At 64.8% G+C, this 14,664-nt stretch carries 13 protein-coding genes; 10 read left to right on the top strand and 3 right to left on the bottom strand.

The window, feature by feature from the left end; genetic code table 11:
* Window positions 1-251: 251 nt before the first annotated feature.
* From MFF62_RS08425 to MFF62_RS08405, 5 genes are all read left to right on the top strand, one after another.
* Window positions 252-935, top strand: coding sequence for a 3-oxoacid CoA-transferase subunit A (locus MFF62_RS08425; RefSeq protein ID WP_238262059.1), 684 nt, complete (start codon window positions 252-254; stop codon window positions 933-935).
* Between the two features lie 20 nt (window positions 936-955).
* On the top strand, window positions 956-1,603 hold the full coding sequence (locus MFF62_RS08420; RefSeq protein WP_238262057.1) for a 3-oxoacid CoA-transferase subunit B: 648 nt from the start codon (window positions 956-958) through the stop codon (window positions 1,601-1,603).
* Between the two features lie 28 nt (window positions 1,604-1,631).
* On the top strand, window positions 1,632-2,834 hold the full coding sequence (gene pcaF, locus MFF62_RS08415) for a 3-oxoadipyl-CoA thiolase (RefSeq protein ID WP_238262056.1): 1,203 nt from the start codon (window positions 1,632-1,634) through the stop codon (window positions 2,832-2,834).
* Between the two features lie 262 nt (window positions 2,835-3,096).
* A complete protein-coding gene (locus MFF62_RS08410) occupies window positions 3,097-3,828 on the top strand; it encodes an SDR family NAD(P)-dependent oxidoreductase (protein ID WP_238262054.1) in 732 nt (243 codons plus the stop codon).
* Between the two features lie 111 nt (window positions 3,829-3,939).
* Window positions 3,940-4,944: a Bug family tripartite tricarboxylate transporter substrate binding protein gene (locus tag MFF62_RS08405; protein WP_238262052.1), complete on the top strand. Its 1,005-nt coding sequence runs from the start codon at window positions 3,940-3,942 to the stop codon at window positions 4,942-4,944.
* Window positions 4,945-5,122: 178 nt separating this feature from the next.
* Here MFF62_RS08405 and MFF62_RS08400 read toward each other — a convergent pair whose 3' ends face one another.
* Window positions 5,123-5,338 (bottom strand): hypothetical protein, encoded by a 216-nt coding sequence (locus MFF62_RS08400; RefSeq protein WP_238262050.1) that lies wholly within the window; start codon window positions 5,336-5,338, stop codon window positions 5,123-5,125.
* A 344-nt stretch (window positions 5,339-5,682) separates the two neighbouring features.
* On the opposite strand from MFF62_RS08400, the gene MFF62_RS08395 reads away from it, so the two are divergent.
* On the top strand, window positions 5,683-6,255 hold the full coding sequence (locus MFF62_RS08395) for a PadR family transcriptional regulator (RefSeq protein WP_238262048.1): 573 nt from the start codon (window positions 5,683-5,685) through the stop codon (window positions 6,253-6,255).
* Between the two features lie 83 nt (window positions 6,256-6,338).
* On the opposite strand, the gene MFF62_RS08390 is transcribed toward MFF62_RS08395, so the two are convergent.
* Window positions 6,339-7,328: an NAD(P)H-dependent flavin oxidoreductase gene (locus MFF62_RS08390; protein WP_238262046.1), complete on the bottom strand. Its 990-nt coding sequence runs from the start codon at window positions 7,326-7,328 to the stop codon at window positions 6,339-6,341.
* A gap of 204 nt (window positions 7,329-7,532) precedes the next feature.
* On the opposite strand from MFF62_RS08390, the gene MFF62_RS08385 reads away from it, so the two are divergent.
* Both MFF62_RS08385 and galE read left to right on the top strand, forming a co-directional pair.
* Window positions 7,533-8,597: a tyrosine-type recombinase/integrase gene (locus tag MFF62_RS08385; protein WP_404990699.1), complete on the top strand. Its 1,065-nt coding sequence runs from the start codon at window positions 7,533-7,535 to the stop codon at window positions 8,595-8,597.
* A 116-nt stretch (window positions 8,598-8,713) separates the two neighbouring features.
* Window positions 8,714-9,733, top strand: a complete 1,020-nt coding sequence (gene galE / locus MFF62_RS08380; protein ID WP_238262044.1) for a UDP-glucose 4-epimerase GalE — start codon at window positions 8,714-8,716, stop codon at window positions 9,731-9,733.
* 88 nt (window positions 9,734-9,821) lie between these two features.
* Here galE and MFF62_RS08375 read toward each other — a convergent pair whose 3' ends face one another.
* Entirely contained in the window at window positions 9,822-10,133 is a 312-nt protein-coding gene (locus MFF62_RS08375) for an H-NS histone family protein (RefSeq protein ID WP_238262042.1), read from the bottom strand.
* A gap of 557 nt (window positions 10,134-10,690) precedes the next feature.
* Here MFF62_RS08375 and MFF62_RS08370 point away from each other — a divergent pair.
* Complete coding sequence (locus MFF62_RS08370) at window positions 10,691-12,463, top strand: methyl-accepting chemotaxis protein (protein ID WP_238262040.1); 1,773 nt, start codon at window positions 10,691-10,693, stop codon at window positions 12,461-12,463.
* A gap of 151 nt (window positions 12,464-12,614) precedes the next feature.
* A complete protein-coding gene (locus MFF62_RS08365; protein ID WP_238262038.1) occupies window positions 12,615-14,579 on the top strand; it encodes a putative bifunctional diguanylate cyclase/phosphodiesterase in 1,965 nt (654 codons plus the stop codon).
* Window positions 14,580-14,664: the final 85 nt, after the last annotated feature.

The following is a 14,664-nucleotide window of genomic DNA, read 5'->3' as shown; positions in this document are numbered from 1 at the left end:
CTTTAAGCGATGATCGCAACCCGATGATCGCAACCAATTCGCCGACCATCACTGAAGCCGCCGAAAGACGGCTCATCAAGACAACTGCAAGATTGTTGGACTCCGTCCCGATGTCGTCGCGGTGCGCCTGGCGCCCACGTCGCCACCACGGACGCCCCGTCTGAGCAGCCTGCCGGAGACATCTTTGCGTGCCGCCCTTCTTGCGGCCGGTCCCGGTGCGATGCCGGACCTCCTTCCGAACTGGAACGCAAGTGATCAACAAGCTATATGACTCGGTGGAAGCGGCTGTTGCCGGCATCCACGATGGCGCCACGATCCTGATTGGCGGTTTTGGCCTGGCTGGCATGCCCGCGCAACTGATCGACGCGCTGATTGCCCAGGGCGCACGCGACCTCACCATCGTCAACAACAGCGCCGGCAATGGCGACACGGGCCTGGCGGCACTGCTCAAGACCAAGGCCGTGCGCAAGATCATTTGCTCGTTCCCGCGGCAGGTGGATTCGTACGTGTTCGATTCGCTGTTCCACGCTGGCGAGATCGAGCTGGAACTGGTGCCCCAGGGCAACCTGGCCGAGCGCATCCGCGCGGCCGGTGCCGGCATTGGCGGCTTCTTCACGCGCACGGCCTACGGCACGCCGCTGGCCGAAGGCAAGGAAACGCGCATCATCGACGGCCAGGGCTACGTGTTCGAAAAGCCGATCCACGCGGACTTCGCGCTGATCAAGGCTGACACGGCCGACCGCTGGGGCAACCTCACGTACCGCAAGACGGCCCGCAACTTCGGCCCGATCATGGCCATGGCGGCCAAGTGCGCGATCGTGCAGGTCGACCACGTCGTCGAACTGGGCGAAATGAACCCCGAGCACATCGTCACGCCGGGCCTGTTCGTCAAGCGTGTGGTCAAGGTTGGCGGCGCCGCCGTCCAGGCCGCCTGAGCGCAGAAGGAGAAAGACACATGCAACGCCTGACCCGTGACCAGATGGCCGCCCGCGTGGCCAAAGACATTCCGGACGGTGCCGTGGTGAACCTCGGTATCGGCCTGCCCACCCTGGTGGGCAACCACCTGCCCGCCGACAAGGAAATCCTGCTCCACAGCGAGAACGGCCTGCTCGGCATGGGCTCCGCGCCCGCGCCTGGCGAGGAAGACGGCGACCTGATCAACGCCGGCAAGCAGCCTGTGACGATCAAGGCCGGTGGCTCGTATTTTCACCATGCCGATTCGTTTGCGATGATGCGCGGCGGTCATCTGGACTTCTGCGTGCTGGGGGCCTTCCAGGTGTCCGAGCGCGGCGACCTGGCCAACTGGCACACCGGTGCACCGGGCGCCATTCCCGCCGTGGGCGGGGCCATGGACCTGGCCATCGGCGCCAAGCAGGTGTTCGTGATGATGGAACACCAGACCAAGCAGGGCGAAAGCAAGGTCGTGGCCGAGTGCACGTATCCGCTGACCGGCATTGGCTGCGTCACGCGTATCTATACCGACCTGGCCACCATCGATGTGACCCCGGACGGCCTGGTTGCCCGCGATCTCGTGGACGGCCTGTCGTTCGACGAATTGCAACGCCTGACCGGCGTGCCCCTGAAGCAGGCCGTGGCCGCCTGATCCACCACCAAGACGAGCGAGACAGAACATGAGCGACGCATTCATCGTTGACGCCATCCGTACCCCCATCGGCCGTTACGGCGGCAGCCTGTCCGGCGTGCGCGCCGACGACCTCGGCGCGGTGCCCCTGAAGGCCCTGATGGCCCGCAACGCCGGCCTGGACTGGTCGGCCATCGACGACGTGATCTACGGCAACGCCAACCAGGCGGGCGAAGACAACCGCAACGTGGCACGCATGTCGTCGCTGCTGGCCGGTCTGCCACAAGACGTGCCGGGCGCCACGATCAACCGCCTGTGCGGTTCGGGCATGGACGCCACGGGTACCGCCGCACGCGCCATCAAGGCTGGCGAAGCCAACCTGATGATTGCCGGTGGCGTGGAAAGCATGAGCCGCGCCCCGTTCGTGATGGGCAAGGCCACCTCGGCGTTCTCGCGCCAGGCTGAAATCTTCGACACCACCATCGGCTGGCGCTTCATCAACCCGGCGATGCGCGCTGCATACGGCGTGGACTCGATGCCCGAGACAGCCGAGAACGTGGCCACCGACTACAAGATCAGCCGCGAAGACCAGGATCTGATGGCGCTGCGCAGCCAGGAAAAGGCGTCGCGCGCACAGGCCGACGGTACGCTGGCCCAGGAAATCACCGCCGTGACGATCGCCCAGAAGAAGGGCGACCCGATCGTGGTGGACCGCGACGAACACCCGCGTGCCACAAGCATGGAAGCACTGGCCAAGCTGCGCGGCGTGGTGCGCCCGGATGGCACGGTCACCGCCGGTAACGCCTCGGGCGTGAACGACGGCGCCTGCTCGATCCTGCTGGCCAGCGAAGCGGGCCTGAAGCAGCACAACCTGAAGCCGCGCGCCCGCATCGTCGGCATGGCAACGGCCGGCGTGGCCCCGCGCGTGATGGGCATCGGCCCGGCACCGGCTACCCAGAAGCTGATGAAGCAACTGGGCATGTCGCTGGACCAGATCGATGTGATCGAACTGAACGAGGCATTCGCTGCCCAAGGCCTGGCCGTGCTGCGCCAGCTTGGCATCGCCGACGATGACAAGCGCGTGAACCCGAACGGCGGCGCCATCGCCCTGGGCCACCCGCTGGGCATGAGCGGCGCGCGTCTGGTGACCACCGCCCTGTACCAGCTGGAGCGCACCAATGGCCGCTTCGCGCTGTGCACGATGTGCATCGGCGTGGGCCAGGGTATTGCGATGGTGATCGAGCGGGTTTGATATTTACTGATTGAGTGCGGTTGCCATGCGCTCCCCTCTCCCATGAAGTGGGAGAGGGGAGCAAGAAACCCGGGTAATTGAACCGAACTATTTCATCAAACGCTTAATTTCCCTTCCTTCCCGCCGTTAATGCTGGTGGGAAATTTCAGTGGTGTCTCTTCCCCAACGAGGTAGAGCATTGCGGCCAGGCCGACGGGCTCGCCGGTCTTGCCGCATCTTTTTCTGACTGACCCGGCGTCGTTTGCCGGTGCGGAGTTTTGAGATGTCCCTTCCCGTTGCCACGCTTGTCACCGGCGCCAGTTCCGGTATCGGCCGTGCGATTGCCGAAATGCTGCTCGCCGATGGCGTGACCCGTGTGATCAATGTCGACTACGCTGAGCCGACCTGGTCGCATCCGAACCTGACCTTCTTCCAGGCCGACCTGACCAACGCCGACGCCACGCGCGCGGTGGCGGCGCAGGTGACCTCGCAGTACGCGGTGACCCGGCTCGTGAACAACGCCGGCGCCACGCGTCCCGGCACGGCCGACACGGCCACCGCCGAAGATCTCGACTATGTCGTGGGCCTGACCCTGCAGGCCACGATGCTGCTCACCCAGGCCTGCCTGCCCGCCATGCGCGCGGCCGGCTTTGGCCGCATCGTCAACATGGCCTCGCGCGCGGCGCTGGGCAAGCCCGAGCGCGTGGTGTATTCCGCGGCCAAGGCGGGGCTGGTTGGCATGACCCGAACGCTGGCGATGGAGCTGGGCGGCGACGGCATCACCGTCAACGCCGTGGCACCGGGTCCCATCGCCACCGAGCTGTTCCGAAAGAGCAATCCCGAGGGCAGCGAACAGACACGGCGCATCCTGGCAAGCATCGCCGTGAAACGAATGGGAACGCCGGAAGACGTGGCGCGTGCCTCGCTGTTCTTCCTCGCACCCGAGAATGGTTTCGTGACGGGACAAGTGCTGTACGTCTGCGGCGGAACCACGCTCGGCGTGGCGCCCGTATAAGAAAGTTGCCCGCCCCGAGGCACGGGGTGGAATTAGCGATTCACCAGCATTGCGCCCGCGGCGCTCACAAGGACTGTCAGCGGGTGTGCAGCACAATTCCTGGAGCACAAGATGAGCAACACCAATCAAACCTCGAAGGCGCGCAGACGCCTGCTGGCCGCTGGCGTGGCAATGGCCGCCGGCTTCGCCGTCATGACCGGCGCGCAGGCGCAGGGCAACTATCCGACCAAGCCGATCACGATGATCGTGCCGTTCTCGGCCGGTGGCACCACCGACATCCTGGCCCGTATCGTCAGCCTGCAACTGGGCAAGGCGCTGGGTCAGCCGGTGGTGGTGGACAACCGTCCGGGCGCTGGCGGCAACATCGGTGCGTCGCTGGCCGCCAAGGCTCCGGCCGACGGCTACACGCTGTTCATGGGCACCATCGGTACGCACGCGATCAACCAGTCGCTGTACTCGAAGCTGCCGTTCGACCCGGTCAAGGATTTCGCGCCGATCACGCGCGTGGCCATGGTGCCGAACATCGTCGTGGTCAACCCGAAGGTGCCGGTCCACAACATCAAGGAACTGATCGCCTACGTGAAGGCGAACCCGGACAAGCTGTCGTACGGTTCGTCGGGTAGCGGTTCGTCGATGCACCTGTCGGGCGAGCTGTTCAACTCGATGACGGGCCTGCACATCCAGCACATCCCGTACAAGGGCAGCGCCCCGGCCGTGAACGACCTGCTGGGCAACCAGATCGGCCTGATGTTCGACAACCTGCCGTCGTCGTTCCAGCACGTGAAGGCTGGCAAGCTGCGCGCGCTGGCCGTGACGTCGGGCAAGCGCTCGCCGGCCCTGCCGGACGTGCCGACCGTGGCCGAAGCCGGCGTGCCGGGCTATGAGGCAACGTCGTGGTTCGCGCTGTACGCCACCGGCGGCACGCCGCAGCCGATCGTCGACCGCATCAACGCCGAAGTGGTCAAGATCCTGGCCATGCCGGAAGTGAAGAAGCAGATGGCCGAGCAAGGCGCCGAGCCGAACCCGGAAAAGCCGGCCCAGCTGGCCGCCTTCATGAAGTCCGAAGCCGCCAAGTGGGCCAAGGTGGTGAAGGCTTCGGGCGCGACGGTGGACTGATCGCCTGCCTCGGCAACGGTAGTACGTAGTACCGCAGTACTGCAACCGGCCATCGGGCGCCTGCCCGGTGGCCGGTTTTTTATTGGGCGCGCGCCATAAAAAACGCCCGCGAGGGTATCGCGGGCGCAAATCCCAGGTCCACGTAGGACAGGAGGAGACAGACGTGTTGCTTCGGCGGTCAGCTCAGGCTGTATTTGACAACCTGTTCCTCGACCCCTACGAAGCGCACCAGCTGGCGCAGGCCACTGGCGTATTCCTTGATGTGATGCCCTTCCGGCGTATCGGGCAGCCGGTAGTAGATCGGCGCCGTGCCGGCGCGCGCACGCGCGGCGCTGACCGACGCTGAAGCCTCGCCCGCGGCCGTGCCTTCGGTGAATTCCGGTCTTGCGTTCATCGACAACTCCCAGAGGACGCATGGCGCTGAACGTTGGGCCGGCAAACTGAAGGCGCGCGCATGCGGGTGACAATGTCTGGAATGTATTGCAGGCGGTCGCGAAAAGCCATTTCGAATTTTTTACATCAGTTTCAGGACAATTGACTCGATTGTCATATTTAGGATTGCTCGCGGACAGTCGATATCCGGGTATCAGGCCCGGCGCGGCGCGGGCTCAGTACGCGTTAAAGGGTTAACGGCATGACGCGCCCCGACTTGCGCGCTACCATAGCGCCACCCCGAACTTCCCGGCCTCAAGGCAGCAACCTTCGTGCCAGCCGGGTTCACTGAAAGCCCACCGTCGAATGTCGACCCAGCACGCGCTCCTGATTTCCCTGATCGAAAAACCGTCGTCGGGCTACGACCTCGCACGCCGTTTCGACAAGTCGATCGGCTACTTCTGGCACGCCACGCACCAGCAGATCTATCGCGAACTCGGGCGCATGGCCGAACTGGGCTGGATCGCGGCCGAGGAAAACGGAAAGGAAACGAACGGGGATGCCGAAGCCGGCGTGGCCGACCGGAAGAGCCGCAAGAAGGTCTACTACGTGCTGCCGGCCGGCCAGGACGAACTGGTGCGGTGGGTGCTGGCACCCGGCGCGGGACTGGATCAGCGTGAGGAGATTCTGGTCAAGCTACGTGCAGATGCTGCAATCGGACCGCTCGGGCTGGACCAGGAAATGGCGCGACTGATCGCGCTGCATGAAGCGCGGCTCGAACTCTACCAACAGATCGAAAGCAAGGACTTCAAGGGAACGCTCGACCGGCGCCAGCAGATCCAGCACGCGCTGCTACGGCGCGGGATCCAGTTCCAGGAAGACTGGTTGAAGTGGGGAAGGGAATTGATGCCGCTGCTGGAGAAGCCGGGGAAGGGCTGAGCAACTGAACTTGCTGCTTGGGGATGCTCCCCTCTCCCACACCGTGGGAGAGGGGAGTTAAAACAGAGAGGGTCGTCAGACCATCAAACCACATCCGCAGCCCGCGCCACTGCCTCCGCCGGCGCCAGGCCCAGACGGCGACGCGCCAACGCGTATTCTTCGACAAAGCGGCGCACCAGTTCACCTGCCGGCACCACGCGCTTGATGGCGCCCACGCCCTGGCCGGCACCCCAGATGTCCTTCCACGGCTTGACGCGGGTCGAACCGAAATTCATGGCCGTGGCGTCCGATGTCGGCAGGGCTTCCGGGTCCAGTCCCGAACGCACGATGCTTTCACGCAGGTAGTTGCCGTGCACCCCCGTGAACAGGTTCGAATAGATGATGTCGTCGGCCGAGCTGTCGACGATCATCTGCTTGTACGCGTCCTGGGCGTTGGCTTCGTTGGTGGCAATGAAAGCCGAGCCGATGTAGCCCAGGTCGGCGCCAGCCGCCTGCGCGGCCAGCACTGCGTCGCCGCTGGCGATGGCGCCCGATAGCAGCAGCGGGCCATCGAACCATTCGCGGATTTCGTGCAGCAGCGCAAACGGCGACAGCGTGCCGGCATGGCCGCCCGCACCGGCCGCCACGGCGATCAGGCCGTCGGCGCCTTTCTCGATGGCCTTGCGCGCGAACTTGTTGTTGATCACGTCATGCAGCACGATGCCGCCGTACGAATGCACCGCGTCGTTGACTTCCGCGCGGGCGCCCAGCGAGGTGATCACGATGGGCACCTTGTAGCGCACGCACATTTCCAGGTCGTGTTCGAGCCGGTCGTTGGACTTGTGCACGATCTGGTTCACCGCGAAAGGCGCGGACGGACGATCCGGATGCTTGGCGTCGTGCTCGGCCAGTTCGGTGGTGATGCGGTCCAGCCATTCCTCGAGCTTTTCGGCCGGTCGCGCGTTGAGCGCCGGGAACGAACCCACCACGCCTGCCTTGCACTGGGCGATGACCAGGTCTGGATTGGAAATGATGAACAGCGGCGAGCAGACGGCCGGCAGCGACAGGTTTTGCAGCAGGGCGGGAATGGCCATGACGGTTCCTTCAAGGTGGGCAGCAATGGTGGCGCCCATGCAAGCGCCCCGGACACTATGCAACCAGTTGCATGATGTTTGGCAAGGTATCACGATCGCCGCGTACCCTGCAACCGGTTGCAGCATCAATTCTCGTGCCGCGCGCGCCTCCAGCGGCGCTTTGTCTACAATGGGCGGATTGCCCACGTGCCTGCAGGAGATGAAGTGGAGACTCACCCCCAGATCGACGGCGCGCGTGCCGATGGCGCCAGTGCGGCGCCCGATGCGCTGTTCGATGCCGATCTCGCTGCGTGGTACCGCCACCCGGACCGCGCATTCGACGGCTGGCTGTCGCGGCACGGGTTCAGGACTGGCACCGCCATCGTGTATCGGGCGATGTGGGGCAAGCTGCTGCGCTGGTCTGGCGAACAGGGCTTGCCGCCCTTGACCTGGTCGGCCGCCCAGATTGGCGCGTTTCTCGATGCGCAGAACCTGCACAAGCGCCACCGCTACCGATACGCCCGTTTGATCGAGCGGATATTCCATCATCTGGCTACGCTGCAACAGAACTTGCACAATCCGGCCAGCCAGGCGGTCAAGGCGCATCTGGCTGACGGCGAGAACGATCCCACGGCATTCCTGCTGCCCGGCGAACGCGACCTGCTGGTCGCCCGCATCCTGGCCCCGCAGCAGGACGATCTCACCAAGACTGCCCGGGGCGATATTTCTCCGACGGCCTGGAAGCGTGCGCGCGACGTGGCGCTGCTGGCGGTGTTGCTGGGTGGCGGGCTGAAGGTAGCCGAGGCCCGGGCGTTGCGCATCGACGCCATCGACGGTGTCGAAGACGGCGCGACGATGGCCATCCGCATGGTCCGGCCCGACAACGGCCGTACCTATATGGTGCCGCTGTTCGGGTTTGCTCACGCGCCGCTGCGACGGTGGCTGGCGGTGCGGCAGTCGGCGGAATCGCTGGGCGAACTTGTATTTCCGGCCATGGCGAACGGCCGTTCGATGCATGCGGCTTCAATTTACCGCCGTATCGAGGTATTGCTGGAGGAAGCCGGCGTGCTGGCCGGGCGCAGCGAACGGGCGTCGCCGCAGACGCTGCGCAATACCTGCGGGGCCATGCATTTCGATGCCGGCACGACGCCGGCCGCCGTGGCGCAACTGCTGGGCATGCGCGATCTGGAATCGGGCTGGCGCCTGCACGCGGCCTATGAGGCGTGGCAGGCACGTACCGGCCTGCCGCTGATGACGCCGCAGGCCGCGCGGGCGGCACGTGAATCCTGACAATCGTTTGAATGGACGAGGCAGCCGCAATATTGGGCGGTTAAGATAGCGGCCCAATCGCGATTCGCCCCGCGTCTCGAAACACCTCTGAAACACTTATCGACCTGAATATTTCCATGGCTGAAACCCTACTTCTCACTGGCGCAACTGGATATATCGCTTCGCACACGTGGGTGGCGCTGCACGAGGCGGGCTATCACGTGATCGGTCTCGATAATCTTTGTAATAGCAACCGCGAGGTCGTGAACCGCCTGGCCAGGATTACGGGTGCCACGCCGCATTTCGTCGAAGGCGATGTGCGCGATCGCGCGCTGCTGGACCGGCTGTTCGCCGAACACAAGATCACCGGCGCCATCCATTTTGCGGCGCTCAAGGCGGTGGGCGAATCGGTAAGCAAGCCGCTCGAGTATTACGGAAACAATCTCGAAGGCATGATCACGCTGTGCAGCGCCATGCAGGCGGCCGGCGTCAGGCAACTGGTTTTCAGTTCGTCGGCCACCGTGTATGGCAATCCGCATACGGTGCCGATTCTTGAGGATTTCCCGTTGTCGGCCACCAATCCGTATGGCCAGACCAAACTGATGGGCGAGCAGATTCTGCGCGATCTGGAGATTTCCGACTCCGAATGGCGTATCGCATTCCTGCGATATTTCAATCCGGTGGGCGCCCATGAAAGCGGCCTGATTGGCGAAGACCCGGGCGGTATTCCCAACAACCTGATGCCCTACGTGGCCCAGGTGGCGGGCGGCCGGCGCGAGAAACTGAGCGTCTACGGCGGCGACTATCCCACCGTGGATGGCACCGGGGTGCGCGACTATATCCACGTCTGCGATCTGGCCGATGGCCATGTGGCGGCACTGAATTACCTGCGCAACAACACGCGTGGCATGACGGTGAACCTGGGAACGGGCCGTGGCTACAGCGTCCTGGAGGTAGTGAAGGCATACGAACGTGCCAGCGGCCGTCCCGTGCCGTACCAGATCGTCGACCGGCGTCCGGGCGACATTGCGTCGTGCTACGCCGATCCCGCGCTGGCGAAATCGCTGATCGGTTGGGAGGCCCGCCACGATATCGACCGCATGTGCGAGGACTCCTGGCGCTGGCAGTCGATGAATCCGCAGGGGTTTGCGGCCTGAGTGGTTTGCCAGGCGCGGCCAGCCAAATAAAAAACCGGGCCGAGGCCCGGTTTTTTATTGGTAACGCCCACTCGCGTGGCGTTGCGCTTCAGCGAATCAGGAAGTCTTCCATCGCCTTGCCATTGGCCAATGCCTGGGTCAGCCAGCCCGGGCGCTTGCCACGGCCGGTCCAGGTATTGCCGGCGCTGTCGCGATAACGGACCGGAACCTTGCGTACGGCGGTGGCCTTCTTGCCGGCCGTGCCCTTGCCGCCAAATCCGAGATCTTCGGCGGTCAGGCCGAATTGTTCGATTTTCTCGCGAATCTCGGCAATCACGGAAGCCTGCTCACGCGCCTTGATCTCTTCGGCCTGACGTTGCAGTTCGCTGATTTTCTGAACGATTTCCTGATATGTCGCCATTTGTATCCCTCGATTTACTGGTGGATCCGTGAAATTACGAAAAGCATTATAACCACTGTGGGCGGCGCTGCAAATCCCTGGCGTATGCCAGACTGAATTTTCCGAAAATTCTCAATTAGGGAAAATTACTGAACTTATGAAACCCGGGCGAGTCAAGCATCGATCCCGGGCAGTCGCCGGTATGCCCGGCCACTGGCACGGCGCGCGGCGGCGGCGGTGAGCGCGGGCGGCAATCGGCAAAAGCGAATGCGGTCTTAATCGCCGAGAATCGAGCGTGCAACCAAGTGCCGGCGGTTTCAGCGCCCGCTGAATTCAGGCCGGACGTGGATATTCATTTGGTTGCCAGGCGTAATGACGAACGGGTGCGACCGGCATCGGCATATTCAAACCCGATGTAAAGTGCGTCCGGCGCCATACTCGAAATCCATTTGTTTCGCAACTCAAGGATGGATGCGTGCTGACCGTTATCGAGTTCTGAGCAGACCGTACGGGGTGTCGGGCTGCCGGACCGAAGCAAGGGGAGTGGCTTCGGGTTATCTCCTAATGATCAGCACATCATGTCCTTTCATCAGAATATTCAGATCAAGACCCTCTTGCGGGGCGCCATGGCCTTGCTGGCGGCCATCCTGCTGGTCGTCGGTGGAGCCGGCTTGCACGGCATTTCCCAGACCAATGATGCGCTGAAGGAGACCTACGCCAACCAGCTTGCTTCGTCGCAGGCACTGGCCGAGGCGATGATCGGCACCACTCGGCTGCGCCTCGCGCTGGACCGCACCGTCATGCCGGGCAGCGAAGGTGACGACATGAAGAAGCATGTCGAGCGCTCGAAGCTGTTCGTGGAATCGTCCGACCGTGGCTGGCAGCGCTACATGGCGCTGCCGCAGGGCGACGACGAAAAGGCGCTGGCCACTGCACTGGCCGCCAAGCGCCAGGAATTCTTTGAGAAGGGCGTCACGCTGTGGCAGGCCGCACTGAGCAGCGGCAACCGCGAGGAATCGCTGCGCATGGCGCGCGACGTGATGCCGGAACTGCAACGCGGCCTGGCCGCCGCGCACGACAAGCTGGAAAAATTCCAGATGGAAGCCGGCAAGGCCAACTTCGAGACGGCCCAGTCGCGCTTCGAGACCATCCGTACGGTGTCGGTGCTGCTGATCGTCCTGGGCCTGGGCATCGCCCTGGCGGCGGCGCTGATGCTCCACCGCGCGATTGTGCGCCCGGTTGAAGAAGCGCTGTCGGTGTTCGAGCGCATGGCCGGTGGCGACCTCACGTCGCGCATCAACAGCATGTCGAAGAACGAGATCGGCCGCATGATGCAGGCGCTGGCGAAGATGCAGGACAGCCTGTCGGGCATCGTCTCCGAAGTGCGAGGCGGTACCGATTCGATTGCCTCGGCCACGCAGCAGATCTCGGCTGGCAACACCGACCTGTCGCAACGCACCGAGGAACAGGCCGCGTCGCTGGAACAGACCGCGGCCAGCATGGAAGAACTGACCACCGTGGTGCGCCAGAACGCCGACAACGCACGCCAGGCTGGCGTGCTGGCCGGCGAGGCTTCGCAGATCGCGCTGAAGGGCGGTGACGTGGTGGGCCGCGTGGTCGACACCATGAACGAGATCAACGGCGCTTCGCGCAAGGTGGTCGAGATCATCGGCGTGATCGAAGGCATCGCATTCCAGACCAACATCCTGGCGCTGAACGCCGCTGTGGAAGCGGCGCGTGCCGGCGAACAGGGCCGTGGCTTTGCCGTGGTCGCGGGTGAAGTCCGCAGCCTGGCGCAACGCAGTGCCAATGCCGCCAAGGAAATCGAATCGCTGATCAGCGAATCTGGCCAGCGCGTGGAAAGCGGTACCAAGCTGGTGGCCGAAGCAGGCCAGACGATGGGCGAGATCGTGCAGGCGGTACGCCGTGTGACCGACATCATGAACGAGATCAGCGCGGCCTCGCAGGAACAGACTACTGGCATCGAGCAGGTCAACCAGGCCGTGGCGCAGATGGACGAGGTCACGCAGCAGAACGCGGCGCTGGTCGAGGAAGCAGCGGCCGCCGCCGGTGCGCTGGAAGAACAGGCCCAGAAGCTCAAGAGCGTGGTGTCGGTGTTCTCGCTGGCGTCCGATGGCGGTGCGTCGCGCCAACTGGCGGCGCCGGTGCGTACGGCACCGGCCATGGCCGAGTCGAAGCCGGCCCCGGTTGCCAAGGCCGTGGCCCAGCCGTCGGCCAAGCGTCCGCCGATCGTGCGCAAGGCGCGCGAGCCCAAGCTGCTGCGTCCCGCACTGAGCAAGCCCGCCGCCGCCACCGTGGCGAGTGCCGACGACAACTGGGCTGCCTTCTGAGCGCCGACTGACGATCAACCCGACCAAGTTAAACCAGGACTAGTGCCACAAGGTTCACACTGAGCGCGCGAGATGCCATGATGCTGGGTTTCATCCGACCCGCATCCCAGGTGTTCTCCGCGCCCTCGCCGTTTCCTTTCGCGCAGCCCCAATGATTGCCACGAATACCCTCCTGCTGCTGCTTGCAGCCGCGCTCGGCGTTGTCGCCGCGCGGGGATGGCGCGCGGCCAAAGCCAACGGCGAGCCGGAGCGCAAGGCCGTTCGATCGCTGACGCTGTCGGCGGCGCTGATGTCGCAGGCCACCCTGGGCATGCCGCTCTGGGTGGCGGTGGCTTCCGGCACGCTGACCGCCGCCAACAACAGCGCGGAAGTGGCCGCTGCATTCGCCGCGACGATGGCGGCCAGCCTGGCCGCGTCGCACCTGCTGGCACCTGCCTGGCAGTGGGTCAGCCATGGCGGACGAGGATGGCAACTGGCCATCGCCACGGCCATGCTGGCCGGGGCGGGCCTGGTGGCCATTGCCGGTGCAAGGCTGGGCCGCACGTGCGGCGGGTTGTCGATGTCGGCGCGTGCCTGTCTCGATGTGGCAGGCATCCACGGGCCGGCCTGGCTGGCGGCCGGTCTGGGCCTGCTGTGCTCGGCGCTCTATGCCATGCATCGGGTGCAGTCGCGCAAGTGGGCGGCCTTTGCCGAGCCGATGGGTGCCGACGACGGTTTCGATGTTCCCCCCGCTGCGCCGCGTGCCGGCGAGCCGCGCGTGGTGCGCCGCGCCCATGGCCGCATGGGTGGCCTGACGGTGCGCCCGGCGGGTCGCGACCAGCCACCGGTTGGCGAGTACAGCGTCAGCAACGAAGACTTGCCGGACCGCACCGCGTTCGCGCGCTGGCTCGACCAGACCATCGCGCACGCACGGCTGTCGGAAACGGCCTGTGCCGTGCTGCTGATCCATATCGCCGACTTCCGCGAGGTGGACGAAGTCTTCGAGGTGCGCGCCGACGACATCCTGGCGCAGGATGCCGGCGCGCTGGCACAGGCCGCGCTGGAGCCGCATCACTTCCTGGCACGGCTGGCGCGCGACGAGTTCGCGGTGGGCGTGCCCGAACTGGTGCAGCACAGCCGCGCCAATGAACTGGGTGCGCGCGTGCTGGGGTCGCTGTCCGAATTCGTGGCGGCGCGTGGGCTGCAGATGCAGATTGGCGTGAACATCGGCATCGCGATCTATCCGCGCGATGCCGCCACGTCGGAGTCTCTGATGCAGGCGGCGCGCGTGAGCCTGTCAGAGGCGCGCGAGAGCGGCTCGAACCAGATGCGCGTGTTCAACTCCGCCGCCGGCGAGCGGGCACGCCGCATGCGCGTGATTCGCCGCGACCTGTGGCCGGCCATCCAGGACGACGCCCTGTCGCTGATGTACCAGCCGAAATACGACGTGAAGACGCGTGCCGTGGTGGGCGCGGAGGCGCTGTGCCGCTGGCGGCATCCGACGCTGGGCGCGGTGAACCCCGCCGAGTTCATCATGGTGGCCGAGCAGTCGGGCCAGATCGACAAGCTCGACGACTGGGTCATCTCCACGGTCTGCGCGCAGGTGCGCGCGTGGCAGGACGCCGGGCTGCCGACGGTGCCGGTGGCGATCAACGTGTCTGGCCTGCGCTTTGCCAGCCGCAATTTCCCGCAGTACCTGCTGGAGCAGATCCACCAGCACGACATCCCGCCTTCGGCCATTACGCTGGAGATTACCGAGACGGCGGCCATGAAGGACATCGGCAAGTCGATGGAAACACTGGCCGAGCTGCAGTCGCTGGGCATCCATGTGGCGCTGGACGATTTTGGCAGCGGCTATTCGAGCCTAGGCTACCTGAAGCGCCTGCGCGTGGGCACGCTGAAGATCGACCGCACGCTGATCGGCGGGCTGGATGCCGATCCGCAGGGCCGGGCGATCGTCGGGTCGATGGTGGCGCTGGCGCACGAACTGCGCATGAAGGTGGTGGCCGAGGGCGTGGAGTCCGGCTCGCAGCTCGACATCCTGCATGGCATGGGCTGCGACGAGGTGCAGGGCTACCTGATGGCCATGCCGCTCGACGCGCCGGTCTTTGCCGAACAGCTGTACGCGCTGCGGTAAATGTGAATAATTTTCAACATCGCTAAAGCGTACGCTCGGCGTGTCGATATGAAGGAGACAGGGCAGTGGCACGCGCGTGCCAGAA

Origin of the sequence: Cupriavidus pauculus (assembly GCF_022179805.1) — a bacterium.
Taxonomy (GTDB): domain Bacteria; phylum Pseudomonadota; class Gammaproteobacteria; order Burkholderiales; family Burkholderiaceae; genus Cupriavidus; species Cupriavidus pauculus_E.
Note: the sequence above shows the minus strand (reverse complement) of the source record. Positions and strands in the feature narration are given on the sequence as shown.

What these genes read in the sequence shown, in the direction of transcription:
- MFF62_RS08375 (WP_238262042.1), bottom strand. Translation starts at nt 10,133, where the DNA reads ATGGCGACATATCAGGAAATCGTTCAGAAAATCAGCGAACTGCAACGT.
- MFF62_RS08365 (WP_238262038.1), top strand. Translation starts at nt 12,615, where the DNA reads ATGATTGCCACGAATACCCTCCTGCTGCTGCTTGCAGCCGCGCTCGGC.
- MFF62_RS08390 (WP_238262046.1), bottom strand. Translation starts at nt 7,328, where the DNA reads ATGGCCATTCCCGCCCTGCTGCAAAACCTGTCGCTGCCGGCCGTCTGC.
- galE (WP_238262044.1), top strand. Translation starts at nt 8,714, where the DNA reads ATGGCTGAAACCCTACTTCTCACTGGCGCAACTGGATATATCGCTTCG.
- MFF62_RS08405 (WP_238262052.1), top strand. Translation starts at nt 3,940, where the DNA reads ATGAGCAACACCAATCAAACCTCGAAGGCGCGCAGACGCCTGCTGGCC.
- MFF62_RS08420 (WP_238262057.1), top strand. Translation starts at nt 956, where the DNA reads ATGCAACGCCTGACCCGTGACCAGATGGCCGCCCGCGTGGCCAAAGAC.
- MFF62_RS08410 (WP_238262054.1), top strand. Translation starts at nt 3,097, where the DNA reads ATGTCCCTTCCCGTTGCCACGCTTGTCACCGGCGCCAGTTCCGGTATC.
- MFF62_RS08400 (WP_238262050.1), bottom strand. Translation starts at nt 5,338, where the DNA reads ATGAACGCAAGACCGGAATTCACCGAAGGCACGGCCGCGGGCGAGGCT.
- MFF62_RS08395 (WP_238262048.1), top strand. Translation starts at nt 5,683, where the DNA reads ATGTCGACCCAGCACGCGCTCCTGATTTCCCTGATCGAAAAACCGTCG.
- pcaF (WP_238262056.1), top strand. Translation starts at nt 1,632, where the DNA reads ATGAGCGACGCATTCATCGTTGACGCCATCCGTACCCCCATCGGCCGT.
- MFF62_RS08370 (WP_238262040.1), top strand. Translation starts at nt 10,691, where the DNA reads ATGTCCTTTCATCAGAATATTCAGATCAAGACCCTCTTGCGGGGCGCC.